24 protein-coding genes and 1 riboswitch are annotated in these 24,531 nt (G+C 71.9%); of the genes, 12 read left to right on the top strand and 12 right to left on the bottom strand.

The window, feature by feature from the left end; all coding sequences use genetic code 11:
- Positions 1 to 72: 72 nt before the first annotated feature.
- Positions 73 to 1,551, bottom strand: coding sequence for a sugar transferase (locus tag AB0N81_RS01840; RefSeq protein ID WP_365354703.1), 1,479 nt, complete (start codon positions 1,549 to 1,551; stop codon positions 73 to 75).
- A 573-nt stretch (positions 1,552 to 2,124) separates the two neighbouring features.
- On the opposite strand from AB0N81_RS01840, the gene AB0N81_RS01835 reads away from it, so the two are divergent.
- A complete protein-coding gene (locus AB0N81_RS01835; RefSeq protein ID WP_365354701.1) occupies positions 2,125 to 3,222 on the top strand; it encodes a LacI family DNA-binding transcriptional regulator in 1,098 nt (365 codons plus the stop codon).
- Between the two features lie 57 nt (positions 3,223 to 3,279).
- On the opposite strand, the gene AB0N81_RS01830 is transcribed toward AB0N81_RS01835, so the two are convergent.
- Together AB0N81_RS01830 and AB0N81_RS01825 are read right to left on the bottom strand one after the other, a co-directional pair.
- Positions 3,280 to 3,459: a CGNR zinc finger domain-containing protein gene (locus tag AB0N81_RS01830; protein WP_365354845.1), complete on the bottom strand. Its 180-nt coding sequence runs from the start codon at positions 3,457 to 3,459 to the stop codon at positions 3,280 to 3,282.
- A gap of 347 nt (positions 3,460 to 3,806) precedes the next feature.
- A complete protein-coding gene (locus AB0N81_RS01825) occupies positions 3,807 to 4,931 on the bottom strand; it encodes a hypothetical protein (protein WP_365354700.1) in 1,125 nt (374 codons plus the stop codon).
- Between the two features lie 282 nt (positions 4,932 to 5,213).
- Between AB0N81_RS01825 and AB0N81_RS01820 the strand changes: the two genes are divergently transcribed.
- Both AB0N81_RS01820 and AB0N81_RS01815 read left to right on the top strand, forming a co-directional pair.
- Complete coding sequence (locus AB0N81_RS01820) at positions 5,214 to 6,815, top strand: amidase (RefSeq protein WP_365354698.1); 1,602 nt, start codon at positions 5,214 to 5,216, stop codon at positions 6,813 to 6,815.
- A gap of 130 nt (positions 6,816 to 6,945) precedes the next feature.
- A complete protein-coding gene (locus tag AB0N81_RS01815) occupies positions 6,946 to 7,926 on the top strand; it encodes a TIGR03557 family F420-dependent LLM class oxidoreductase (RefSeq protein ID WP_365354696.1) in 981 nt (326 codons plus the stop codon).
- Positions 7,927 to 7,954: 28 nt separating this feature from the next.
- On the opposite strand, the gene AB0N81_RS01810 is transcribed toward AB0N81_RS01815, so the two are convergent.
- The 5 genes from AB0N81_RS01810 to AB0N81_RS01790 form a co-directional block, all read right to left on the bottom strand.
- Entirely contained in the window at positions 7,955 to 8,377 is a 423-nt protein-coding gene (locus AB0N81_RS01810; RefSeq protein WP_365354694.1) for an SRPBCC family protein, read from the bottom strand.
- A gap of 26 nt (positions 8,378 to 8,403) precedes the next feature.
- Entirely contained in the window at positions 8,404 to 8,730 is a 327-nt protein-coding gene (locus tag AB0N81_RS01805; RefSeq protein ID WP_365354693.1) for a plasmid stabilization protein, read from the bottom strand.
- A gap of 170 nt (positions 8,731 to 8,900) precedes the next feature.
- A complete protein-coding gene (locus AB0N81_RS01800; protein WP_365354692.1) occupies positions 8,901 to 9,608 on the bottom strand; it encodes an ANTAR domain-containing protein in 708 nt (235 codons plus the stop codon).
- 38 nt (positions 9,609 to 9,646) lie between these two features.
- Positions 9,647 to 10,375, bottom strand: coding sequence for a GAF and ANTAR domain-containing protein (locus AB0N81_RS01795; RefSeq protein ID WP_365354690.1), 729 nt, complete (start codon positions 10,373 to 10,375; stop codon positions 9,647 to 9,649).
- On the bottom strand, positions 10,372 to 11,112 hold the full coding sequence (locus AB0N81_RS01790; protein ID WP_365354688.1) for an ANTAR domain-containing protein: 741 nt from the start codon (positions 11,110 to 11,112) through the stop codon (positions 10,372 to 10,374). The genes AB0N81_RS01795 and AB0N81_RS01790 overlap by 4 nt, the downstream gene beginning before the upstream one ends.
- A gap of 366 nt (positions 11,113 to 11,478) precedes the next feature.
- On the opposite strand from AB0N81_RS01790, the gene AB0N81_RS01785 reads away from it, so the two are divergent.
- Positions 11,479 to 12,234 carry a GAF and ANTAR domain-containing protein gene (locus AB0N81_RS01785; protein WP_365354687.1) on the top strand — a complete coding sequence of 252 codons (756 nt, stop codon included), beginning with the start codon at positions 11,479 to 11,481 and terminating at the stop codon, positions 12,232 to 12,234.
- A gap of 151 nt (positions 12,235 to 12,385) precedes the next feature.
- Entirely contained in the window at positions 12,386 to 12,724 is a 339-nt protein-coding gene (locus AB0N81_RS01780; RefSeq protein WP_365354685.1) for an STAS domain-containing protein, read from the top strand.
- A 176-nt stretch (positions 12,725 to 12,900) separates the two neighbouring features.
- Here AB0N81_RS01780 and AB0N81_RS01775 read toward each other — a convergent pair whose 3' ends face one another.
- Positions 12,901 to 13,245 carry a hypothetical protein gene (locus tag AB0N81_RS01775; protein ID WP_365354844.1) on the bottom strand — a complete coding sequence of 115 codons (345 nt, stop codon included), beginning with the start codon at positions 13,243 to 13,245 and terminating at the stop codon, positions 12,901 to 12,903.
- A gap of 448 nt (positions 13,246 to 13,693) precedes the next feature.
- On the opposite strand from AB0N81_RS01775, the gene AB0N81_RS01770 reads away from it, so the two are divergent.
- The 3 genes from AB0N81_RS01770 (at position 13,694) to AB0N81_RS01760 (ending at position 15,785) form a co-directional block, all read left to right on the top strand.
- On the top strand, positions 13,694 to 14,113 hold the full coding sequence (locus AB0N81_RS01770) for a DUF5994 family protein (RefSeq protein ID WP_365354684.1): 420 nt from the start codon (positions 13,694 to 13,696) through the stop codon (positions 14,111 to 14,113).
- 168 nt (positions 14,114 to 14,281) lie between these two features.
- Positions 14,282 to 15,418: a spore photoproduct lyase family protein gene (locus AB0N81_RS01765; protein WP_365354842.1), complete on the top strand. Its 1,137-nt coding sequence runs from the start codon at positions 14,282 to 14,284 to the stop codon at positions 15,416 to 15,418.
- A 169-nt stretch (positions 15,419 to 15,587) separates the two neighbouring features.
- On the top strand, positions 15,588 to 15,785 hold the full coding sequence (locus tag AB0N81_RS01760; RefSeq protein WP_365354683.1) for a hypothetical protein: 198 nt from the start codon (positions 15,588 to 15,590) through the stop codon (positions 15,783 to 15,785).
- A 93-nt stretch (positions 15,786 to 15,878) separates the two neighbouring features.
- On the opposite strand, the gene AB0N81_RS01755 is transcribed toward AB0N81_RS01760, so the two are convergent.
- Positions 15,879 to 16,082, bottom strand: a complete 204-nt coding sequence (locus AB0N81_RS01755) for a hypothetical protein (RefSeq protein WP_365354682.1) — start codon at positions 16,080 to 16,082, stop codon at positions 15,879 to 15,881.
- Positions 16,083 to 16,275: 193 nt separating this feature from the next.
- On the opposite strand from AB0N81_RS01755, the gene AB0N81_RS01750 reads away from it, so the two are divergent.
- Entirely contained in the window at positions 16,276 to 16,437 is a 162-nt protein-coding gene (locus AB0N81_RS01750; RefSeq protein ID WP_365354681.1) for a hypothetical protein, read from the top strand.
- Between the two features lie 16 nt (positions 16,438 to 16,453).
- On the opposite strand, the gene AB0N81_RS01745 is transcribed toward AB0N81_RS01750, so the two are convergent.
- A complete protein-coding gene (locus tag AB0N81_RS01745) occupies positions 16,454 to 17,095 on the bottom strand; it encodes a histidine phosphatase family protein (protein ID WP_365354680.1) in 642 nt (213 codons plus the stop codon).
- Positions 17,096 to 17,225: 130 nt separating this feature from the next.
- Between AB0N81_RS01745 and AB0N81_RS01740 the strand changes: the two genes are divergently transcribed.
- The gene (locus AB0N81_RS01740; RefSeq protein WP_365354679.1) at positions 17,226 to 18,482 is read left to right on the top strand and encodes an amidohydrolase; all 1,257 of its coding nucleotides are present in this window, start codon (positions 17,226 to 17,228) and stop codon (positions 18,480 to 18,482) included.
- A gap of 25 nt (positions 18,483 to 18,507) precedes the next feature.
- Here AB0N81_RS01740 and cobN read toward each other — a convergent pair whose 3' ends face one another.
- Entirely contained in the window at positions 18,508 to 22,116 is a 3,609-nt protein-coding gene (gene cobN / locus AB0N81_RS01735; protein ID WP_365354677.1) for a cobaltochelatase subunit CobN, read from the bottom strand.
- A 56-nt stretch (positions 22,117 to 22,172) separates the two neighbouring features.
- Positions 22,173 to 22,245: riboswitch (cobalamin riboswitch) on the bottom strand.
- A gap of 160 nt (positions 22,246 to 22,405) precedes the next feature.
- On the opposite strand from cobN, the gene AB0N81_RS01730 reads away from it, so the two are divergent.
- Both AB0N81_RS01730 and AB0N81_RS01725 read left to right on the top strand, forming a co-directional pair.
- A complete protein-coding gene (locus AB0N81_RS01730) occupies positions 22,406 to 23,815 on the top strand; it encodes a cobalamin biosynthesis protein CobG (RefSeq protein WP_365354675.1) in 1,410 nt (469 codons plus the stop codon).
- 24 nt (positions 23,816 to 23,839) lie between these two features.
- A complete protein-coding gene (locus AB0N81_RS01725; protein WP_365354673.1) occupies positions 23,840 to 24,481 on the top strand; it encodes a precorrin-8X methylmutase in 642 nt (213 codons plus the stop codon).
- Positions 24,482 to 24,531: the final 50 nt, after the last annotated feature.

Genomic DNA, 24,531 nt, shown 5'->3' with positions numbered 1-24,531 from the left:
ATTCGTCCCTCCCCCCAGGCAGGCCGTCGCGGCCCGCGGTCCGCGCGTCCGCCGGACGGCGGCCCCCGCGCATCAGTAAGCCCCGTGCCCGTACAGCACCGCACGCAGCGTCTTCCACAAGATCACCGCGTCCAGGGCGAGCGACCAGTCCTCCACGTACCGCAGGTCGAGCCGGACCGCTTCCTCCCACGGCAGGTCGCTGCGCCCGCTGATCTGCCACAGCCCGGTGAGACCGGGCTTGACGAGCAGCCGCCGCCGGATGTCCGGGCCGTACGAGGCGGACTCCTCGGGCAGCGGAGGCCGCGGGCCGACGAGCGACATCGATCCGGTGAGTACGTTGAAGAGCTGCGGGAGCTCGTCGATCGAGTACCGCCGCAGCACCGCTCCCACCCGGGTCACCCGCGGGTCCCGGCGGAGCTTGAACAGCAGGCCCGCGCCTTCGTTGCGGTCGGCCAGCGCGGCACGTGCCCCGTCGGCACCGGCGACCATGGTGCGGAACTTGAGAATGGTGAACTGACGGCCGCCCTTGCCCACCCGGCGCTGGCGGTAGAAGACCCCGCCCCGGCTGTCCGTGAGCACGAGCAGCCCGACGACCACCATCAGCGGCGTGAACAGCAGCAGCAGGATGGTCGCGCCCAAGCGGTCGACGACCGCCTTGACCGCCCGGCGGCCGCCGGTGAAGGCCGGCATGCTGACCCGCAGCAGCGGGATGCCGAGCACCGCGTCGACGTGCAGCCGCGGTCCCGCCACCTCCATCAGCACGGGGGCCACGACCATCTCGGCGTCGCTGCCCTCCAGGTTCCACGCCAGCCGTTGCAGCCGGTCCGGTGACCAGTGCGGGTCGGGTGTGACGGCGACGACGCGGTAGCCGTCGCGGCGGACGTGGTTGGCGACGTCCGCGAGCCGGCCCACGACCGGCACCCCGTCCAGGTGGTCGCCGTCGGGGCCGAGGCCGTCCGTCGTGCAGACCGCCTCCACCCGCCAGCCGAGGTGCGGCAGCTTACGGGCCCTGGTGATCAGATCGCGGACGGTGGCCGTGCTCCCGGCGGCGAGCACCGGTCTCAGGCACCGTCCTTCTTTCCGCTGTTTGTGCAGCCACAGACGCAGCAGATAGCGCGCGGTCATGGTGACGAGCGCGATCGCCGGGACCGCGACGAAGATCCAGAGTTTGATGTTGCGCGAGGTGAGGGCGATCCCGCCGAGCGCCAGTACGACGACCGCCGTGAACAGTGAGCGGCCCAGCCGCCGGAATTCCTCCGCGCCCTGGCCGAGCACGGCCGGAGCCCACGCACGGCTCACCGCGAGCGCCCCCAGTATCAGGAGTTCGGTGCCGAATGCGAGAATTCCCCACTTCTCGTGCCAGTTGGCCGCGTCCCGCGCCCCGAAGAAGTTGCCGATGGCCGCCACCACAAAGGCGGTGGCCACGGTATCGCTGGTGATCACGGCACGTCGGTACCGTTGCTCCCAGTCGGTCGCGGGTCGATTGATTGCCCCGTTCGCCAGCCGGTCGTGCGCCGACGGAAACGGGCTGACTAATCCCCCCTGCCGCACAGAACCCCCCACAGGTCGCCAGTGGTTCGACGTGTTTGCCCAACCCTGTTTTCCCCCCGGGAGGCACCGCCCCCCGCGCCGCGCTGTTCCTCCCCACGGGAGGCCCCCGCCTCCCGCGCACGACAAATGCGTTTGTTGTGGCGCTACTTGAGCAACTCGCCCCGACAGCAAGGGACTTGCGGAAGCAGCCAGACCTCGGGGCGTGCGGGAGCCGTCGGAACCCCGGGTGCTCCCCGCACCCAAGGCCCTCCCGGGCTCCGCTGATTGGTCACCCCTGTGTCTGGCGCCGGGGACGTGATTGCCGGCTGTTTGTGGCGCCTGACCTGAAGATCATTATTGGTCGCTTCATGCCCGAACAGGTGAAGCACGGTCAATCTAGACCATCGCGACCAGTATGGAGAGGGGATGTGTTGAATTTGTGGTCAAGCGTTGAATCTGGTTCACCGATCGGTCACCGTCGGCCATGAATGTCCTGTTCCGGCCGCGGGCAGCATGCCGTCGCCACGGCGTTGCTACCTTTCGTTTGTCGAGTGAAAGTAAATGACATCGCTCGCGGCGGAAGGGGTTATGCGGGTGCTGACCGAAGAACGGCGCGAGGCGATCCTGCGCATGGTGGAGCGCCGGAGGGCGATCAAGGTCGCAGAGACGGCGGCCGAGCTGGGCGTCTCCGCCGTCACCGTGCGCCAGGACGTGCGGGCCCTGGCGGGGCGCGGGCTCGTCGTCCGGGTCCACGGGGGCGCGATGTCGAACGCCGCGGCCCAGCAGTCCGAACCCCCCGGCCCCGCCGCGTCCCGGCCGACGGCGGCCCGCCCCGGGTCCGTGCTCGGCCTCGTCGTCCCGCCGGGGAGCTACTACTACTCCGAGATCATCCGCGGTGTGCAGGACGCGGCGCGCGCGCACGGTGTCCGCGTCGTGCTGGTCGTCTCCGGCGAGACGCTCGAGGACAACGAGGAGCAGGTGCGGCGGCTTGTCGCGTCGGGCGTCCAGGGCCTTCTGCTGATGCCGCGCGCGGGGCTCGAACCGGTGGAGCGGACCGAGCGGTGGCTGAGCGGCCTCGACGTACCCGCCGTCCTCGTGGACCGGCGGGCCGGCGCGCAGGCCGGCCGTCTGGAACAGGTCGCCTCCGACCACGCCTACGGCGCGGGTCTCGCGGTCCGGCACCTCGCCGGGCTCGGGCACGAGCAGATCGCCCTGGTGGCCAGGGCCGAGAGCCCCAACACCCCCTTGATACGCGAGGGTTACACCGCCGCCTGCGCCGACCTGGGTCTCCCGGCGGGCCCGGAGCACCGCGTCGAGTCCCCGACCGGACGCACTCCGTTCGAGGCGCAACTCGCGGAGCTCGTACGGGCGGTCGAGGCGGGGGAGATCCACGCGGCGCTGGTCCACAACGACCTCGACGCCGTCACCCTCGTCGGCCTCCTCCAGGCACGCGGCCTGAACGTCCCGGACGACCTGGCCATCGTCACCTACGACGACGAGGTCGCCGAGCTGAGCGACGTACCGCTCACGGCCGTGGCCCCGCCCAAGCGGGCGGTCGGGGCCTGGGCGGTCGAACTGCTGCTGCGCAGACTCGCCGACGCGGCCCCGCCCCTCGCGGAACTGCTGCTCCGCCCGGAGCTGAGGGTGCGGGAGTCCAGCGGGGCGCCCCAGGGGGCCGGGGGCCACGCGTAGGACCGATACGCGGAACCGATGGCCGCATCGCGGAACCGATGGACGCGTCGTCCGCTTTCACTTGCCGTCACCTGAAACGTGAAGTGCTCTGCGCGCCCGATGGGCTGCTGCCTTGACGCGGCTCTGGCAGGCCGTGGAGCAGAACTGCCGGGCGGCGTTGCGCGAGGTGTCGACGTAGACGCGATCGCACTTCGGAGCCCGGCAGACGCCGAGACGTCCGGCGAGGTCACTGCCCACCGCGAGGGCGAGGGCCGTCGCACACCCGGCGCTCCAGCCCACCGCGAGGGTGTCGTCGCGCCCGTGGAAGTGGACCTGCCAGGGTTCCCCGCGTGTCCGGTCCAGTTGGGTGGCCTGCTCCGGTTCGATCTCGTCAGGGCCGGGGCTGCCGGGCGGAAGGGCGGCGGCGACACCGGCGGGCAGGTCACCTTCGCGGGGCGCCTCGTACGCCCTGCCGCGCCGCGCTGTGGCTCACCACGGTCGGCGCCTGTCTCGTCCTGGCCGTCGTCCAGCCGTTCCTCGCCCGTGCCGCACCGGCGCGGAGGCAGGCCGCCGGAGTGTGTCGGCGGCCTGCCCGGTCCGCTGCCCTAGGGCAGTGACCACCAGTTGACCCACAGGTCGGAGTCGTCGGTGATGACGAAGGCGTACGGACGCTGCGCGGCGTTCGCGGTGTCCTGCAACGTGATCGCCTCACCCGGGCGTTCGATGACGCGTCCGGGCGGGGTGTTCTGGGCGGACCAGTGCCACGCCTTGCCGTCCCACCAGTTGACGTACAGCTTCGAGTCGTCGGTGATGACGAAGACGTACGGGCGGGTGAAGGCGTTGGGGGTGTCCTTCATCGTGACCACCCCGACGGAGTCGAGGACGAGCCGGCCGCTGGGCGCACCCTGCGCGCTCCAGTTCCACTTCTTGCCGTCCCACCAGTTCACGTACAGCTTCGAGTCGTAGCCCTGGACGAAGACGTACGGCTGCTCCGCCGCGTTCGGGTCCTTCTGGACGCTGACGACGCCCGCGCCCTTCTTGACCGGCTGCCCGGACGGCGCGCCCTGGTCGCTCCAGTGCCACTTGGCGCCGTCCCACCAGTTGACCCAGACGTCGGAGTCGTCGGTGATGACGAAGGCGTAGGGGCGGGTGAAGGCGTTGGCGTCGTTCTTCATCGTGGTGACGCCGACGGGGCGGGAGATGGTGCGGTTCGGCGGCGCGCCCTGGTCGCTCCAGTGCCACTTGGCGCCGTCCCACCAGTTGACCCACATGTGGAAGTCGTCGGTGATGACGAAGGCGTACGGGCGCTGCGCCGCGTTCGGGTCGTCCCGCACGGAGACGACGCCGACGCCTTCACGGATCATCCGTCCGGCGGGTGCGCCCTGGTCGCTCCAGCGCCACTTGGCGCCGTCCCACCAGTTCACATGCAGCTTCGAGTCGTCGGTGATGACGAAGGCGTAGGGGCGCTGCTGAGCGGAGGCGTCGTCCTGCACGGTGACGGCGCCGACCTTCTCGATGACCGTGCGCCCGGCCGGTGTCCCCTGGTCGCTCCAGTGCCACGCCTTGCCGTCCCACCAGTTGACGTGCAGCCGCGAGTCGTAGCCGCGCACGAACGCGTACGGCCGCTGCGCGGCGGACGGGTCGTCCTTCATGGTGACGACGCCCATCGTGGCCCGCACCCCGACGGTGGCGGTCGGCCTTTCCTGATCGCTCCACTTCCATGAACCCATGGCGTTCCCTCTCCGGCCCGCGGCCCGCTCTCGGCGGGCGGGGCATGCTGAAGTGTTCAGGGACGGGTCCGGCCGGAGTCCCGCTGCGTGCCGTTCGCGCACACTCTTACACCGCCCTGCCGCCCTGTCATCGCCGCAGAAGCGAAGAAAACGGTCCACTGAAGTGTTTCGGACATGTCGGCCGACAGCATCACATTCGGCCACCCGATGTTGCCCTGCGGGAAAGCCTCGCGCCCTTGCGCCGGGCACCGCCCGTGTAGTCCGCTGATGCCCATGATTCCTATGGGAAAGAGAAGCATTGCCGTCGTGGCCGCCGCCCTGGTCGCGGCGCCTCTTCTGGCGGGCGTACCGAACGCGGGCGCGCAGCCGCGGGCAGCCGGGCCCGACACCGCAGGACCGTCGTCGTCCCCCGGCTCGTCCGCCACGCCCGGCGTCGACCTCGACACCGTCACCATCCCGCAGTTACAGACCCGCATGGCACACGGTTCGCTGACCTCGTCGACGCTGACCCGGGCCTACCTGCGACGGATCGAGAACGTCGACCCCAAGATCCACGCGGTGCTGCGCACCAGCCCGACCGCCCTGCGCCAGGCGGCAGCCAGCGACGCCAGGCACCGGCGCGGCGAGACCCTCGGCCCGCTGGACGGCATCCCCGTCCTGATCAAGGACAACGTCGACACCCGCGACATGCCGACGACGGCAGGATCGCTCGCGCTCGCCGGGAGCCCGCCCGCCACCGACGCCGCACTGGTGACCCGGCTGCGCGAGGCGGGGGCCGTGATCCTCGGCAAGACCAACCTGTCGGAATGGGCCAACTTCCGTGCCGCCAAGCCGACTTCCGGATGGTCGGCCGTGGGCGGGCAGACCAACAACCCCTACGTGCTCGACCGGAACCCGTGCGGCTCCTCGTCCGGCTCCGCCGCCGCGCTCGCCGCGTCGTTGGCACAGGTGGCGATCGGCACCGAGACGGACGGCTCCATCGTGTGCCCGGCCGGGATGAACGGCGTCGTCGGCCACAAGCCGAGCCTCGGCCTGGTCAGCGGAGCCGGCGTCGTGCCGATCTCCGCCGAGCAGGACACCGCGGGCCCCATGGCGCGCAACGTGACCGACACCGCCCTCACGCTCTCGGTGCTGAGCGATGACGGCCTGAAGGCCCCGCCCCCGGCCGCGGCGGCGGACCACGGCACCGGCCTCCGCGGCAAGCGGATCGGCCTGTGGCGCCTGCCCTCGCTCGGACCCGACGTCGACGCGGTGATGACCCGTACGGCGAAGAAACTGCGCAAGGCAGGGGCCACGGTCGTCGAGGTGACACCCCCGTACCAGGCACGCCTCGCCGAACTCGAATTCCCGGCGCTGCTCTCCGAGTTCCACCGGGACCTCGACGCCTACCTCGGCACGCGCGAAGGACCGCGGAACCTCGAAGAGCTGATCGAGTTCAACCGCGCCACGCCCGGCGAGCGGACCTGCTTCGCCGGTCAGGAACTGTTCGAGCAGGCCCTCGCCGCGCCGCCCACCACCGACCCCGCGTACAAGGCGATGCGAGCCGAGCTGAAGGACCTGTCCCGGCGTTCCCTCGACGAGACGATCGCCACCCACCACCTGGACGCCATCGCCGCGCCCACGAACCCGCCCGCCTGGACGACCGACTGCGCGCGCGGCGACAACGACGTCATCCCGTCCTCCACCCCCGCGGCCGTCGCCGGGTACCCGTCCCTCTCCGTGCCCGCCGGTTCCGTGGGCGAACTGCCGGTCGGCCTGCTCCTGATGGCCGGTGACCACGAGGACGCCGAGCTGCTGTCGCTCGGCGCCGCGGTGGAGCACCGGCTGAAGGCATGGCGGGCGCCGCGCTACCTGCCGACCGTGGGGGCGGGCGCGCGGCGCTGACCTCGGGTCGGCACGGCCCGTTCGAAGTGCGGGGGTACCCGGTGGGTGAAAAGAATGGTGAGGCAGGAATGCCGACGGGTACCCCTACGCGGACGGAAGCGGAGCTGACGCCCGAGGAGACGAGGAGCACATGAAGATCGGCTACAAACTGGCCGCCGAGGCGTTCGGCCCGGCAGAACTGGTGCGGCAGGCGGTTCTCGCGGAGCAGGCGGGGTTCGACTTCGTCGAGATCAGCGACCACTACCACCCCTGGCTCGACAACCAGGGCCACTCGCCGTTCGCCTGGACGGTCCTGGGCAGCATCGCGGCCAAGACCGAGCGGATCGAGCTGGCGACCGGCGTGACGTGCCCGACGGTGCGCTACCACCCGGCGATCATCGCCCAGGCGGCCGCCACCCTCGCCCTGCTCTCGGAGGGCCGTTTCGTGCTCGGCCTCGGCTCGGGAGAACGGCTCAACGAGCACGTCACCGGCGTCGGCTTCCCGGACGCCGTGGCCACCAGGCACGAGATGTTCAGGGAGGCCCTGGAGATCATCCGGCTGCTGTGGCGCGGCGGATACCGGTCCTACGAGGGCAAGCATCTGCGGCTGTCGGACGCCCGGGTGTTCGACCTCCCCGAGGAGCTGCCCCTGATCGCGGTGGCCGCCAGCGGCAAGGTCTCGACGAAGCTCGCCGCGGAGCTGGGGGACGGCCTGTTCGCCACGGAGGACAAGCCCGAGATCGTCCGGCAGTACCGGGAGGCCGGCGGGTCCGGTCCGCGGTACGCGGAGGTGCCGATGGCGTGGGCGCCCGACGAGCACACCGGGGCCAAGGCCGCCCTGGAGACGTCACGCTGGGCGCTGACCGGGTGGAAGGTCATGAGCGAGCTGCCCAATCCGGTGAACTTCGACGCGGCGACCTCGACCGTGCGCGAGGAGGACATCCTGGAGAAGTTCGCCTGCGGCACGGACCCCGCCCGGTTCGTGGAGGTGGCGCAGAAGTTCGCGGACGCGGGCTTCGACCACCTGGTCATGCAGAACGCGGGGCCCGACCCCGACGGCTTCATCGACTTCTACCAGCGCGAGCTGGACGGCCGCATGCGGCAGCTGCGACCCGCCGACGGCAAGGGCTGAACCACCCCCCCCAGCGGCCGGCTGAGTGTCAGCCGGCCGCGTTGTCGACGCGCAGGCGAACCTGTTCCTCCAGCCGTTCGAGGCTGCGGTCCAGGGCCTCGTGCACGGCCCGCTCGCCCGGATCGTGGCCCTCGTCGAGGGCCTCGAAGAACGACAGGTGCACCGTGACCTCACTGGTGCCGCCTGCCAGGCCGGCGACCTGCAGCCAGCCCGTGTAACCGCCCTGCTCGCGGGTGCCCCACTCGAGCCGCATCTGCTCGGGCCGGGCGCGCAGCAGGGCGGACACGTCCTGATCGGTGCGGTCCTCGTGCACGGTGACGGCGGGCGGCTCCCCGGCGTCCACGTGCAGGTCCTGCGGCAGCCAGGCGTCCATCTGGGAGACGTCGGCGGCCTGGTCGAAGACGTGCTCCGGCAGCGCGGGCATCGTGCGTGAACGTTCGTACTCGGTCATCCTGCACCGTTTCCCGACGCCGGTCGTCAGTGGCCGAGGGCCTTGGACAGTTCCTGCTTGTTCATCGACGAACGGCCGTCGATGTTCCGCTTCTTCGCCTCCGCGTACAGCTGGTCCTTCGTCGGCCCCTGGGAGCCGCTGTGGGAACGCTCGCCGCCGCGCTGCGAGGCGGACTTCCTGTCCTGCGTGGACGTCTTGCTCGCGGTCTTCGACTCGCCGGAGCGCGCCCGTTCCTTGTTCACGGTGCGCGCGGCGATCTCCTTCGCCCTGCCCTTGGAGGTGCCGCGCTTCTCGGCGCCCTCCTTGATGTGCTCGTACTGACGCTCTCGCTTGGAGCTGGAACCCTGCGGCATGGCGTTCTCCTTCCGGACCGGAAGCGGCTGCTCGACTGCATCCGCTCATCGCTGGCCTCTCGCGTACCCGACGGTCGGCTTCCCATACGGAATGCGGACAGATCGGATGGAACCCATCTGATGTGGGTGGCCGGAGGTGTGCGAGCAGACGGCGCCCGAACGGATGAGGGCTACTCGTCCGAGCCCTGCTCGCCGAGGCGCTGGTGGTCGAGTACGTGCTCCGCGGTGCGCAGCAGGGGCTGGTTGTGGCGGAAGGAGTGGGCCCGCAGGCGGGCCAGGGCGTCGTCGGGGGAGAGGTCGTACTTGGCGGCGAGGACTCCGGCGGCCATGTGGACGGTGGGCGGGTAGCCCTGCGGTCCGGGCTGCGGCAGCCGGGTCCGGGTGGTGAGGAGGTGGGGGTGCTCGTCCAGGGCGAGCAGGGCCAGGATGCGGGCGTAGGAGTACGCCCGGTCCTTCTGCGCGGAGGTGAAAGGGACGGGCGCGCGGCGGTAGAGATCCACGGCGCCGACGGAGAGCCTGCCGATGATGAGCGGCAGCGCGAGGACGCTGCGGGCGCCCTGTTCGCAGGCGATCGGGACGTAGGCGGGCCACCGGGCGGCCACCTGGTACAGGTCCACCACTTCGACGGCGGTGTTGCGGACGCAGGCGTCGGTGCAGGGCCCTTCCCCGGTCACCAGCTGGGCGTCCTCCACCAACCGGGCGCGCTCGTCGGTGGCCGTGGCCAGGAGGCGCAGCTCCCCGGCGACGACGAGGGTGGCCCCGGCGAAGTCCGCCTCCAGGTCCTCGGCGCAGGCCCGGCAGGCGGTGGCGAGCGTGGGGCGGCCGGTGGTGGCAGCGCTGACGCGCTGCCAGGCCGCGGCGTGGTGGTCGTCATTCACGAGGTGGCCCCATAACGGGTACGTGCCGGGGAGCGGTGTCAGGGTCGCTGGATGGAGGAGGAGTCGAGGGAGCCGTCGATGAGCTCACGGCACAGCGTGGTCAGGGCCTGCTGGTGGCTGCGGGCGTGCTGCCGCAGGGCGTCGAACGCCTCGTCGGGGGTGGCGTGCCAGCGTTCGGCGAGGATTCCCTTGGCCTGCTCGATGACGATGCGGCTCGACAGGGCGGCCCGCAGCTGGGCCCGCTCGACGTTGCCGTGCACGATGGTGCGGTGCTGCAGGATGGCGATGGTCGCCACGTCGGCCAGGGCCTGCCCCACCCGTGCGTCACGTGTACTGAGCTCCTGGTCGCGGGTGTCGAAGAGGTTCAGCGCGCCCACGACCTTCTGCCGCATGCGCATCGGCAGCGCGTGGCTGGTGGTGAAACCGGCTTCACGGGCACGCTGCGCGAAGAGCGGGAACCCGGCGGTCTCCGCGTCGGACGTCAGATTGATGTTGAGCTGGCCGGTGCCGTTGCGGTAGCACTCCACGCAGGGCCCCTGATCGCTCTGGATGGCGAAGAGCTCCAGCAGCCTGGTGTGCTCGTCGGACGCGGCGATCAACTGCAGGCTGCCGGTGGGATCGGCGAGCATCACCCCGACGGCGGACACGTCGAGCAGACTGTGGCACCGGTCGCACAGCTGGTGCAGGAAGTCGATGAGATCGAAGTCGTCGACGAGGGTGTCTACGGCCTCGACCATGGCTGCCAGCAGTTGTTCTTCACGTGTCATGGCCCTTCAGTCCCTTCGCCGGCAGGAGCACCCGGCCCGTATTCATCATCGTGGAAGCTCAGCCGCCTGGCCACCACGTCTTCGGAGACCTCCTCCACGGGCCGCCCGTGCCGGTAGGCGTGGGCGCGCAGCCGAAGGAGGGCCTGGGCCAGGGAGATCCCGGCCTGCACACTGACCATGCCGCTGGCCTGGTGGACGGCCGCCCGGTAGAAGTCCGAGGAGTCGGCGGCGGCCGCGAAGGCGTCCTGTTGCGGGCCGCCTTCCAGGAGGATGGCGACCAGGGCATTGGCCACGACCCATGCGTCGGTCAGCGCGGTGTCCGCGAGAGGACCGGGTACCGCCCGTTGCAGGGTCATGGTGCCAAGACAGGCGGAGCCGAGTGACAGCGGGAAGCAGAAGACCGCGCCGATGCCCAGCGCCGTGGCCTCCGGCAGCAGTGCGGGCCACCGGCCGTCCGGCAGGCGCGACAGGTAGGGCACCAGGACGGGCGCGCTGGAGGCGGCCGCCTCCAGCCCCGGGCCCTGGCCCAGTGTGAACTGCAGTTCTTCCAGCCGTTCGCTGGCGCCCGCGGTGGACCACAGCAGTTCGCTCAGGCCGCTGTCCGTCGTCGCGGAGACGGCGACACCGTCCACCCGCAGAACCTGTGCGCACAGATTCGGATCGGCGCCGACCAGGCCCCTGTCACCACCGGAGGGGTGCAGGCTGTCCAGCACGGCGGCCAGATCTTCGGAGCCCACAGCCCTTCACCTCCCGGTACCAGAGTCATGTGGAGGGCCTCCGCGGTGCGGGAAGTCACTCCGGACAGATTCAGTCTAGGGACACTCCGGTGTTGCCTGCCCCTCTTGCCGCTCGGGCGATCACCCTCCGGCGCCCGGGACAGCGGGTACCCCGAAGCCATACATGCATCCCGGCCGGCGCGGAGCGGATGCGAAAGGCAATAGGGGCGTAGGCTGAAGGAACAGGCTGCCCGCAGGCGAATCCGCCATAACCCTGACATTGGCTTCCGATCAGGGCAGCGTCGGCGGTGAATGCCGGAGATCGGTCGCCATCATGCCCGCGCGATACAGGGCAGCTCACCTGCACCTTCCCACATCGAGCCTCCGATGACCGCCCCACGGCCGGAAGCCGTGGTCCTCGCCGCCCGTCACATGGGTCACGCCGACCCGGCAGGGCGCATCGGCGTATCGTGCCGGGCGGCCCTGCACGACGCCTACTCCGTGGGTCTCACGCTGGCGGCCGACGCCGCTCTGGCGCAGCGCGTGTCGCTGTGTGCCGCCGGACCGCTGGCCGCCCGGGGCGAGGCGCTCCAGATCAGTCTCGGAGAGGGTCCGTGCGTGGAGTCCCTGCGCCGTCGCGCCGCGGTCCTCGCCGACGACCTCGACGACCCGGTCACCACACGCGAGTGGCCCGTCTTCGCCCAGCAGGCCCAGGGCCAGTACATCCGGGCCGTCTTCGCCCTGCCCGCCCTCAACGGCACCGACCCGACACGGCAGGCCGGCCTCGTCCTCAGCCTCTACCGTCACCGCCCAGGACCGATCTCCGACGCCGACCTGCACGCCGCCGAGGACCACATCGCCGCCGCCGATCTCCTGCTCCTCACCACGCCCCACCCGGCCGAGGACGACCTGGTCCACGCCTGGCTGCTGCCCGCCGACGCCGTCGTCCACCAGGCCATCGGCATGATCAGCTACCGTCACTCCCTCACCACGGGCCAGGCCCTCGCCCTGCTGCGAGCCCACGCCCACAGTCAGGAGACGGACCTGACGTCCCTCGCCAACGCGGTCGTCCACGAGCACCTGTCCCTGCCCGACCTGCCCCCCTCGCATCCCACGGACCACACGGACCACACGGACGGCTGACGGCACCCCCAATAGCAGGTGCCGCACGGGCGGCGCAGATGATCGGCTGAACTGTCGCGCCGGGCGAGCCGTCGCCCTTACCGTGAAGTGCTGGCCCAGACCCCGTTGGCGACCGGTCCCGAGGGACACAGTGCCGAGCCGAATGAGGGTCATGTCGTCTTCGACGTCCACGACGTCCTGCATCGAGTCCGTCCACGCACACGGCCCCGACCTCGTGGTCAGCCTGCGCGGCGAGATCGACGTCGCCACCGCGCCCGCCATCAGCTCCTACCTCGACACACTGACGGACGCGCACTCCACCGGGCTGCTGATCGATCTGCGGCAGGTGACGTTCATGGACGGTTCCGGTGTACGAGTCCTGACCCGTGCCCGCGCGAGAAGGGACGGCCGCCTGCGCCTGATCTGCACACAGCCGATCACCCTCAGGCTGCTCCGCCACCCGAGCCTGCGTCTGCACTTCGAGATCCTCGACCGCCTCCCGCCTCCGTGAGTGCCGGCGCATTCCCGCCGCGCCGGCACCCACGGCCGGGCCGCACCGGCCGTGGAGGGGAGCTCGTCGCGGACGGTACGCCCTACCGTCCACCGTCCTCCATCGACGGGCCCCGGAACGGAGCGCCGCGGCGTACTTTCCCTACGCCGCGGAGCCCGGGACCTCCGACACAAGTGCTAGAGGCGCAGCAGTCGTTGGGTGATCTCGCGGTACTGCCGGAGCGCGAGCCGGAGTTCGACGGACCGGGTCGCGGGGTCCTGCTCCTGCCAGCCCTCGCGGAGGGCTCGCCTCCGCTCGGCGAGGGCCTTCATCAGCTGCGCGGAGGTTTCGTCCAGGGCGGCGTCCGCCTCCTCCAGCGCCTCCATCGGGGTGTCGGCGAAGGTGTTGATGGCGTGGCCGAGGCGCCGGACGATCTCGTCCCGTTCGTCCGACGTGAGCAGCGGTTCCACACCCGCCGCGGCGTGGTCGGTACGGCCGCGTGGCTGGTCGGCGGGCTGCTGGGCGCGTGTCTGGTCGTACATCATCGGTGCCGCTTCCGTTCCGCATGTTGGCGTTCTCGGTCTTCTCGACGGCCCGTCGCGGGCTGTGCGCCGTGCGCCGCGCAGTCAGTCAACGTCCGGTGGCCGTCCGTGTCAACGCGTTGCCCGGGCGTTCCGGACAGGCGCTTTCCCCGACCGGCGGGAGTACGGTGCCGACGGGAGTACCTTCGAAGCAGCGAGGGCGCCTTCGCGCGCCGGTGGCCAGACCGGCCGGCCAAGCCCTCGCCTTCCCTATCAGGGGCAGCCCAGGACCCCGGCCGCACCGTCGCACCGAGGCCGAGGAGCCCCGCATGCCGCTCGTTTCCGGCACCCCACCCCTGACGGCGATCCCGCCCTGCCGGCGACCCCGCCCGCCACCGCCCGGCGGCCGAACCCTGCCGCCGCCCGCCGCCGTCCGCCGCCGTCCGCGACACCGACTGCCGCCCCCCGCATGGCAATTGAGAGGACCATCATGGCCATCGCCCCGGAAATCCCGTATCGCTCCCAGTCCCGCCTCCGCCTGAGCCTGGCGCCCCACGGCACGCTGCCCCTGGCCATCGACGGGGCGTGGTGGCCCCGCTCGTACGACGTGGTCGTCGAACTCCCCGAGCTGCTCGCCGGGTTGCCCCGGCTGTGGGGTGACATCACCAGCGTCACCGTCAACGGTTCGATGTGGACCGACCCTCCCGGCCGGATGCTCGTCGCGGGCCAGGTCGTACGCCTGCACAGGAACCTGACCACGTCCCTCCCGCACACCGTCGTCCTGCTCGCTCCCGGCCGCGGACGCTGGGACCTGTCGGTCGTGCCGCCGGACACCGCCGTGGAGGCGGCGGCACAGCTCATGGCCGCCGCCGCGGCCGGCCAGGCCTGACCCGTCTCCCGCCGCCCCGGACCGCTCGGTCGCCGTCCGGGGCGTTCGGTGATGTGATGTCGTGAGGACGGGAGGCAGCAGACCGTGTCCACGACAAGAGGCCCCGACTCCGGGGAGCCGGGGCAGCAGGCGCTGTTCGGGTGGGCGGACGCCGTACCCACGGACGCCGTGCCCACGCACGCCGTGCCCACTTACGCCGTGCCCGCGAAGGACGGCGCGCGCGGCGCGTTCCGGGACAGCCCGCGGGCCCGCCGCATGCTGGACGTGCGGGAGGTCTACGCCGAGCCTGCGGCCCTCGACTCTCCGCGCGGTCAGCAGATCATGGCCCGGCTGCCGGACGTGCGCGTGACGGAGATCGACAGTCACTGGCGCATCCCTTCCCTGCACGGCAACGACGGCAACGTCTCGCGGTGGGTCCGCATCAAGACCGAGACGCTGGTCCTCGGGGTGAAGCAGAAGCTCGTGACGCGCCCCAACGGCAGGTCGGCCGACTGGATCGCCCCCGGCCCCTCCAATGGGTGCGCGATGGCCTGCGCCTACTGCTACGTGCCCCGCCGCAAGGGGTACGCCAACCCCATCACGCTCTTCACCAACATCGAGGCGATCGTGGCCCATGTCCGGCGCCACGCACGGGCCTTGGGGCCCAAGCCCGAACCCAACCAGTGCGATCCCCGGGCGTGGGTGTACGACATCGGTGAGAACGGCGACTGTTCCGTCGACGCCCTGGTCTGTGACAACACGGCCGATCTCGTCGCCGCGTTCCGTGGCCTGCCGACGGCGAAGGCCTCCTTCGCGACCAAGTTCGTCAACCCCGACCTGCTTAGCCTGGACCCGCAGGGCCGTACCCGGGTGCGCTTCTCCCTCATGCCGCCCGACGACGCCCGGCTGCTGGACATCCGCACCAGCCCGGTCGCCGAGCGGATCGCGGCGGCCGCCGACTTCCTCGACGCCGGCTACGAGGTGCACTTCAATCTCTCGCCCGTCGTCCTGCGCCCGGGGTGGCAGCGGGACTGGGCCGACCTGCTCGACCATCTCGACGACGTGCTGCCCGCCCGGGTGAAGGAACAGGCGGCCGCCGAGGTCATCATGCTGACCCACAACGAGTCGCTCCACGAGGTCAACCTGGGCTGGCACCCGCGCGCCGAGGAAGTGCTGTGGCAGCCGGACGCGCAGGAGATCAAGCGCTCGCAGAACGGGGCCCTCAACGTGCGCTACGCCCAGGAGGTCAAGCGGCAGGCGTTGGCACGGATTCAGGAGCTGCTGGCGGAGCACACGCCGTGGCTGCGCGTCCGGTATGCCTTCTGAGGGCCGGGAGCAAAGCCTGAGGACCGGGAGAAGATCCCGGGGGAATCGTTACTTCTTTCACGTACGGGTGATATCGGGCGTATCGCGTCGTGGGGATGGGGAGTCACGGAGCGGCTCGCGTTGATCGCCGGGCCGGAGACAACTCCACCGACGTAAAAGGAGAGTTCACATGCGCCGTTCCGCCGCCGTCATCCTGGGTGCCGTCGCGTTGCTGGGAGTCCTCGCGGCACCCGCCAGTGCCGTGCCGGACCCCGTCGCGACCGTCGACTGCCTGACGCATGCGGCCGGCGATGTCACGTCGCTCATCGACCCGGCGAGCCCCGGCCTGCCCGCCGAGGTGCCGGGCACGGCGTGCCTCGCCCCGTGATGATCTGAACGGACCGCCTCGCCCGCGCACCGCACTTGCGTCTCCTGGCACCGGGACACGCAAGTGCGGGCCGGCGGGCGGTGGTTCGGGCTCTCAGCCGCCCCAGCGGTAGCCGTCGCCGAAGAGCAGGGTGTGCTCCAGCACGTCCTCCAGCGGGTCGTCGATCTGGCCGGTGTTGATCAGCCCGACCCTGGGCGCGTTGTGCGAGTTCTCGTTCGTCTCGTCGGCGTGCGCCGTGCCGGAGCACAGGACGGCCGGTGCGACGGCCATCGCCGCGACCAGAGCCCATCGGGACATTGTCGGGACCCAATTGCCGTTCACTGCGGCCTCCTTGGAGCGTGCGTGTACGGGCCGTCGGTCGCGGCCCGCTCGCCGGGTGTAACCCGGGTGCGTCCAGGAAGTCACCGGTCGTCCCTGACGATCATACGAACGGGTTGTCGCCCCCCTGTCGCCCGAATGACCCAACCGTCCTCACCCCTAAGGCTGTCGCATGCTCCGTCGCGCCCCGTTCCTCGCCCTCCTCGCCCTCGTCGTCGCGGGCACGGTGAACCCCCACCCGTTGCCGCTGCCCATCGCCGACACCGTGGTCAATGAGGGGGTCTCCATCGAAGGACCGCTGATCAACAACATCGGCCTGCCGACCGTGCTGTGAACCGGAGGGGAGGGGGTCAGGCGCGGAGCTCGGGCGGGAAACCGGTCCAGCGCAGTTCCTCCGGCAGGTGCCGCATGTCGTTGTAGAGCACCAGCGCGGCGGGGCGGCCCGGGGTGTAGCGGATGACCGTCAGGGCCGCGTTGCAGTGGTTGAGGCCGAGCCAGCGCGACGGCGGGGCTTCGAGTGCGGCCCGGACCAGCCAGCCGACCAGGAAGTTGTGGGTGACGAGCAGTTCGTGGCGCGGCTCGTCGCCGGGGACGGGGCCGGTGAAGCGGGCGAGCGCCTCCTGGGCCAGGGCGGGGCCGTCCGCGCGTTCCGCCTCGGGGAATTCGGCAAGGCGGGCCAGCGTCGCGTCGGCGGTCTCCGGGGGGAGCTCGTCCTTGTGCGGGAGGTGGGGGAGGTAGTCGCCCGCGGGGGCCGAGCGGATCAGGGGGGCGTTGCTCTTCAGCTGGTCGGATATCAGGGCGGCGGTCTGTTCGGCCCGGGGGAGCGGGCCGTGGTGGATCGCCGCGAAGGGGAGGTCGCGCAGGCGCTCGCCGAGCAGCACCGCCTGCCTGAAGCCGCCCTGCGTCAGCCCGCTCTCGTCGGGCGTGGCCTCGCCGTGCCGGGTGATGTACAGGTGTCGCGTGGCGTGTGTGGCGGCCGGGGGTGTGGTCATGGAGCGGCGTTCCCTTTCAGGTCTTCGGTGGTGACCTGGGTGACGTGCTCACGACGTGATCGGTTCCGGCGGCTCCGGAGGCGGGTGCCGTACGTAGGGTGGCGGGAGTACGACAGATGAGGAGCGTGACATGACCGCCGCCGAACGCCATTCCTCCGCCTTGCTGGGCCTCGACGCCATCAGGGGTGAGCTCGCCGATCTCTACCGCGATCTGCACGCCCACCCCGAGCTGTCCTTCGAGGAGCACCGCACCGCCGCCGAGGTCGCCCGCCGCGCCGGCTCGTACGGCTACGAGGTCACGACCGGCGTCGGCCGTACCGGTGTCGTCGCCGTCCTGGAGAACGGTGAGGGGCCGACCGTCCTCCTGCGCGCCGACTTCGACGCGCTGCCCGTGACCGAGCGGACCGGGCTCCCGTACGCGTCCGTCCACGACGGGGTGATGCACGCGTGCGGGCACGACATGCACGTCACCTGTCTGCTGGGCGCGCTGAAGCTCCTCGCGGACGCTCGCGCCGACTGGGCGGGCAGGATCGTCGGGGTGTTCCAGCCCGCCGAGGAGGTGGCGAAGGGCGCGCAGGCGATGGTCGAGGACCGTTTCTACGAGCGGTTCGGCACCCCGGACGTCGTGCTCGGGCAGCATGTCGCGCCGCTGCCCGCGGGGATGATCGGCGCGCACCCCGGGCCCGCCTTCGCGGCGACCGACGCGCTGCGCGTGCGGATGTTCGGCAAGGGCGCGCACGGCTCACGTCCCGAGGCGTCGATCGACCCCGTGGTGATGGCCGCCGCGACCGTGATGCGGCTGCAGACGGTCGTGTCCCGGGAGATCGCGGGCGGCGAGACGGCCGTGGTGACCGTCGGCTCGCTCCAGGCGGGCACGAAGGACAACATCATCCCGGACGAGGCCGAGCTGAAGATCAATATCCGGACGTACACGCCCGAGGTCCGTACGCGCGTCCTCGCCGCCGTCGAGCGCATCGTCAAGGGGGAGGCGGCCACGGCGGGGGCGGAGCGGGAGCCCGAGATCACGGAGATCGACTCGTTCCCCGTCCTCGACAACGACCCGGCCGCCGTCGAGAGGACGATGGCGGCGGTCGGCGCGGCCATCGGCGCGGACCGCATCCTCGACCCGGGTCCGGTGACCGGCAGCGAGGACATCGGGTACTTCGCGACCTCCGCCGACCGCGAAGTCCCGCTCTGCTACTGGCTGTTCGGCGGCGCCGACCCGGCGGAGGTCGTAGCCGCGCAGAAGGCGGGGACCTTCGAGCGGGACATCCCGTCCAACCACTCGCCGTTCTTCGCCCCGCTGATCGAGCCGACCGTCACCACCGGCGTCACGGCGCTGACGACGGCCGCGCTGGCCTGGCTGGGCGGCCGGCCGCCGCAGTGACGGCCGGCCACCGGGGGGCGAGGGGTCAGCCCTCGTCCTCCAGGTTGCCCTCGGTCTCCAGGTAGGCCTGCCGCAGCGCTTCGAGCACCGCCGGGTCCGGCTTGGCCCACATGCCGCGCGACTCCGCCTCCAGAAGGCGCTCCGCGATGCCGTGCAGGGCCCAGGGGTTGGCCTCCTGGAGGAACTGACGGTTCGTCGGGTCCAGGACGTACGTCTCCGTGAGCTTGTCGTACATCCAGTCGGCGACGACGCCCGTCGTGGCGTCGTACCCGAACAAGTAGTCCACGGTGGCGGCGAGTTCGAAGGCGCCCTTGTAGCCGTGGCGGCGCATCGCCTCGATCCACTTGGGGTTGACGACACGGGCGCGGAAGACGCGGCTCGTCTCCTCCACCAGCGTGCGCGTGCGGACCGTCTCGGGGCGCGTCGAGTCCCCGATGTACGCCTCCGGGGCCGTGCCCCGCAGCGCGCGCACGGTCGCCACCATGCCGCCGTGGTACTGGAAGTAGTCGTCCGAGTCGGCGATGTCGTGCTCGCGGGTGTCCGTGTTCTTCGCGGCCACGGCGATGCGCTTGTACGCGGTCTCCATCTCGGCGCGGGCCGGACGCCCTTCGAGCCCCCGTCCGTACGCGTAACCGCCCCACACCGTGTACACCTCGGCGAGGTCCGCGTCGGTGCGCCAGTCGCGGGAGTCGATGAGCTGGAGCAGGCCCGCGCCGTACGTGCCCGGACGGGAGCCGAAGATGCGGGTGGTCGCCCGGCGTTCGTCGCCGTGCTCGGCCAGGTCGGACTGGGCGTGGGCGCGTACGAAATTCCGGTCCGCGGGCTCGTCGAGCGAGGCGGCGAGCCGCACCGCGTCGTCGAGCAGGCCGATCGTGTGCGGGAACGCGTCGCGGAAGAAGCCCGAGATGCGCAGCGTCACGTCGATGCGGGGGCGGCCCAGCTCCTCGTACGGGATGGCCTCCAGGCCGGTGACGCGGCGCGACGCGTCGTCCCAGACGGGGCGGACGCCGAGCAGCGCCATGGCCTCGGCGACGTCGTCACCCGCGGTGCGCATCGCGCTCGTGCCCCACAGGGAGAGGCCGACGGACGTGGGGTACTCGCCGTTGTCGGACTTGTACCGCTCGATGAGGGAGTCGGCCAGGGCCTGGCCCGTCTCCCACGCGAGGCGGGACGGGACGGCCTTCGGGTCGACCGAGTAGAAGTTGCGGCCCGTCGGCAGGACGTTGACCAGGCCGCGCAGCGGGGAGCCCGAGGGGCCCGCGGGGACGAAGCCGCCGTTCAGGGCGTGCACGGAGTGGTCGAGCTCGGCGGTGGTGGCCGCCAGGCGCGGGACGACCTCGCGGGCAGCGAACTCCAGGACCGCGGCGACCTGTTCACCCTGGTCGCGCGGGACGGCGGCGAGGTCCCAGCCCGCGTCGTCCATCGCCTGGACCAGCTCGCGGGCCTTCTCCTCGGCCGCGTCGGCGGTGGTGCGCGTCGCCGCGGACTCGTCGAGACCGAGGGCCTCGCGCAGGCCGGGCAGCGCGGACGTGCCGCCCCAGATCTGGCGGGCCCGCAGGATCGCGAGGACGAGGTTGACGCGGTCACCGGCGGCCGGGGCCGTGCCGAGCACGTGCAGTCCGTCGCGGATCTGCATGTCCTTGATCTCGCAGAGCCAGCCGTCGACGTGCAGCAGGAAGTCGTCGAAGCCGTCGTCGTCCGGACGGTCCTCCAGGCCCAGGTCGTGGTCGAGCTTCGCGGCCTGGATGAGCGTCCAGATCTGCGCGCGGATCGCCGGAAGCTTCGCCGGGTCCATCGAGCTGATCTGCGCGTACTCGTCGAGGAGCTGCTCCAGGCGGGCGATGTCGCCGTAGGAGTCGGCGCGCGCCATCGGCGGCACCAGGTGGTCGATGAGCGTGGCGTGCACGCGGCGCTTGGCCTGCGTGCCCTCGCCCGGGTCGTTGACCAGGAACGGATAGATCAGCGGCAGGTCGCCGAGCGCGGCGTCCGGGCCGCAGGCGGCGGACAGGCCCGCGTTCTTGCCGGGCAGCCACTCCAGGTTGCCGTGCTTGCCGAGGTGGATCATCGCGTCGGCGCCGAAGCCGCCGTCCGCCGCGGACGCCGCGATCCAGCGGTACGCCGCCAGATAGTGGTGCGACGGCGGCAGGTCGGGGTCGTGGTAGATCGCGATGGGGTTCTCACCGAAGCCGCGCGGCGGCTGGATGAGGATGAGCAGGTTTCCGCGGCGCAGCGCGGCGAGCACGATGTCACCCTCCGGGTCACCGCCGTTGCCCACGCGCGAGCGGTCCAGGAACATCTCGCCGGGCGGCGGACCCCAGTGCTGCTCGACCGAGTCGCGGAGCTCCTGCGGGAGCGTCGCGTACCAGCGCTTGTAGTCGGCGGCCGGGATGCGCACCGGGTTGGCGGCGAGCTGCTCCTCGGTGAGCCACTCCTGGTCGTGGCCGCCCGCGTCGATCAGCGCGCGGATCAGCTCGTCGCCGTCGCCGGAGACGAGGCCAGGGATGTCTTCCGTGGGGCCGAAGTCGTAACCCTCGGCGATGAGCCTGCGCAGCAGTGCGACGGCGGAGGCGGGGGTGTCGAGGCCCACCGCGTTGCCGATGCGGGAGTGCTTCGTCGGGTACGCGGAGAGGACCAGCGCGAGGCGCTTGTCGGCGGCCGGAATGTGCTTCAGACGCGCGTGCCGTACGGCGATCCCGGCGACGCGGGCCGCACGCTCGGCGTCCGCCACGTACGCGGGGAGCCCGTCCTCGTCGATCTCCTTGAAGGAGAAGGGGACCGTGATCAGGCGCCCGTCGAACTCTGGCACCGCGATCTGGCTCGCGGCGTCCAGCGGCGAGACGCCCTCGTCGTTCTCCTCCCAGGCGGAGCGCGACCCGGTCAGGCACAGCGCCTGGAGGATCGGCACGTCCAGGCCGGTCAGCGCGCCCGCGTCCCACGACCCGTCGTCGCCGCCCGCCGACGCCTCGGCGGGCTTGGTGCCGCCCGCCGCGAGGACGGTGGTCACGATGGCGTCGGCGGCGCGCAGCTCGTCGATCAGCTCGGGCTCGGGGGCGCGCAGCGAAGCCACGTACAGCGGCATCGGGCGGGCGCCCGCGTCCTCGATCGCGCCGCACAGGTCGTCGATGAACGCGGTGTTGCCGCTCATGTGGTGGGCGCGGTAGTAGAGCACGGCGACCGTGGGGCCCTCGACGTCGGCGCGGGCGGTGCGCTCCAGCGGGCCCCAGGAGGGGGCGGCCGCGGGCGGGTCGAAGCCATGGCCGGTGAGCAGCACGGTGTCGGAGAGGAAGCGGGCCAGCTGCTCCAGGTTGGCGGGGCCGCCGTGCGCGAGGTAGGCGTGCGCCTCGGCGGCGATGCCGATCGGCACGGTGGAGGAGGCCATCAGCTGGGCGTCGGGCGCCTGTTCACCGGTGAGCACGACGACCGGGAGGCCGGTGGCGATGAGCTGGTCGAGGCCGTCCTGCCAGGCGCGGACACCGCCGAGGAGGCGTACGACGACGAGGTCGACGCCGTCGAGCAGGGCGGGCAGCCCGTCGAGATCCAGGCGGGACGGGTTGGCGAACCGGTAGTCGACCGGGCCTCCCGCCGCGCGGGCGCTGAGCAGGTCGGTGTCGGAGGTCGACAACAGCAGAAGCATGCGGGCGCAGGCCTTCCTCGGGGTGTCCGCGCCCCGGGTGGTCGTGTGGACGGCAGGAGTTCCTGGCTCACCCCACGCGGGCGGGGTTCACAGTGGCGGGACCGCGCCGGATTCGCACCGGGCTTCCTCCCTCGGGTCCTGGTGGACCCACGCCGTCGCTGGCGTCGACGGACCTGAAGGCCCGCCGCCTGCATAGTAAGTCCTGCCCGCCGCCGATGGGGCGGCCACCTGCCCGGACGGTCCGTCTCGGGAGACGACCGGCCGGATGCGCGTGGGTATGCTCGCCGCCATGCCGCCCACCCGAGCACCATCCCCAGACCAGGGCGAATCCCTCATACGTGACCGGGGCGACGCCTGCCCCGGAGCCCTCCGCCTGCACCTCGCCGACGACGGCCGGCTGGCCCGGCTCCGGCTGCCCGGCGGCCTCTTGACGAACCGTCAGGCGGACGTGCTCGGCGTCGCGGCGGAACGTCTCGCGGACGGCGCCCTCAGTGTCACCTCGCGCGGCAACGTCGAGCTGCGCGGCCTGGGCGAGGCGTGCGGCGGCGAGCTCTCCCGGCTGCTCGCGGACGCCGGTCTGCTCCCCTCCGAGCGGCACGAGCGCGTCCGGAACGTGGTGGCGTCCCCGCTGGCCGGAACCGACGGACTCGGCCACGCCGACGTGCAGTTGTGGGTCCGCGAGCTGGACCGGTTGCTGTGCGCCGAGGAGTGGACGACAGCCCTCTCCGGCCGCTTCCTGTTCGCCCTCGACGACGGCCGCGGGGATGTGGCCGGGCTCGGCGGCGATGTGACCTTGATCGCAGAATCGGGTGGGGCGGCTGGGGTGGCTGGGGCGGCTGGGGCAGGCAGCACGGCTGGTGTGGCTGGCTCGTACGGGACGGCCGGATCGGCTGACGCGTACGGGGACCCGTATGGGATGGCTGGGGCGAGCGGGACGGCGCTCGTGCGGCTCGGGGGGCAGGGCTTCCGGGTCGCCGCCGCCGACGCCCCGCGCGCGGCCCTCGCCGCAGCCCGGGCCTTCCTCGCCGCCGCCCACCGGGCCGGAAACGGCGCCTGGCGGGTACGCGAACTTCCCGCCGGGCAGACCGTCGACCTGGCGGAAGCCCTCGCGCGGGCGGATGTCGCGGCCACGCCCGCCACCATCCCCCGGACACCGGTCGCCCCGCCGCCCGCCCCGGGCGTCGTCGGCCGCGCGGTGGTGGTCCACGCCCCGCTCGGCCGTGTGAGCGCGGCCCAGTGGCGGGCCCTCCTGCCGCTCCCCGCCGACGAGCTGCGGGTCACGCCCTGGCGCGGCTTCGTGCTTCCCGGCTTCGCCGACGGAACGGCGGCCGGGGAGCGGCTCGACGCGCTGGCCGACGCCGGATTCGTCACCGACCCCGGCTCGCCCTGGCTGGGCGTCGGCGCCTGCACAGGCCGCCCCGGCTGCGCCAAGTCCCTCGCCGACGTCCGCGCCGACGCGGTGCCCGGCGAGGTTCCCGGCACGGCTCCCGGCACGGTTCCCGGCACGGGCGGCCTCCCCGTCCACTGGTCCGGCTGCGAGCGGCGCTGCGGGCACCCGCACGGCGACTGGGTCGACGTCCTCGCCACCGGGGACGGCCGCTACGAGGTGACCCGGCACACCGGCGGCTCGACGGCACCCGTGACGGGCAGCACCTTGACCGAGACGGTCACCACGGCACGTAACACCACCGGCACGTAACACCATGAAAACGACGGCCACGAGATGAGCGAGAGCACAGTGTTCGACTACGAGAAGGACGGCGCGGCGATCTACCGCGAGTCCTTTGCCACCATCCGCGCGGAGGCGGACCTCCAAGGCCTGCCCGCCGACGTCAGCCAGGTCGCGGTCCGGATGATCCACGCCTGCGGCATGGTCGACCTCGTGAAGGATCTCGCCCACAGCCCGCGCGTGATCGCCGACGCCCGCAAGGCGCTGCGCGACGGCGCGCCGATCCTCTGTGACGCGAACATGGTCGCGAGCGGCGTCACCCGCAAGCGGCTGCCCGCCGACAACGACGTGATCTGCACCCTCGCCGACCCGTCCGTGCCGGACCTCGCGGCACAGCTGGGCACCACCCGCAGCGCCGCCGCCCTCGAACTCTGGCGCGACCGCCTCGAAGGCTCCGTCGTCGCCATCGGCAACGCGCCCACCGCGCTCTTCCGTCTCCTGGAGATGATCGAGGAAGGCGCGCCGCGCCCGGCCGCCGTCCTCGGCATCCCGGTCGGTTTCGTCGGCGCCGCCGAGTCCAAGGACGCGCTCGCCGAGCACCGCTCCGGTCTGGAGTACCTGGTCGTACGAGGGCGTCGGGGCGGCAGCGCGATGGCCGCGGCGGCGATCAACGCGATTGCGAGCGAGGCGGAGTGAACACCGAGACCACGCACGCGGGCACCGAGACCACGCACGCGGGCACCGAG

This window comes from Streptomyces sp. NPDC093510 (assembly GCF_040683555.1).
Lineage (GTDB): Bacteria > Actinomycetota > Actinomycetes > Streptomycetales > Streptomycetaceae > Streptomyces.
Note: the sequence above shows the minus strand (reverse complement) of the source record. Positions and strands in the feature narration are given on the sequence as shown.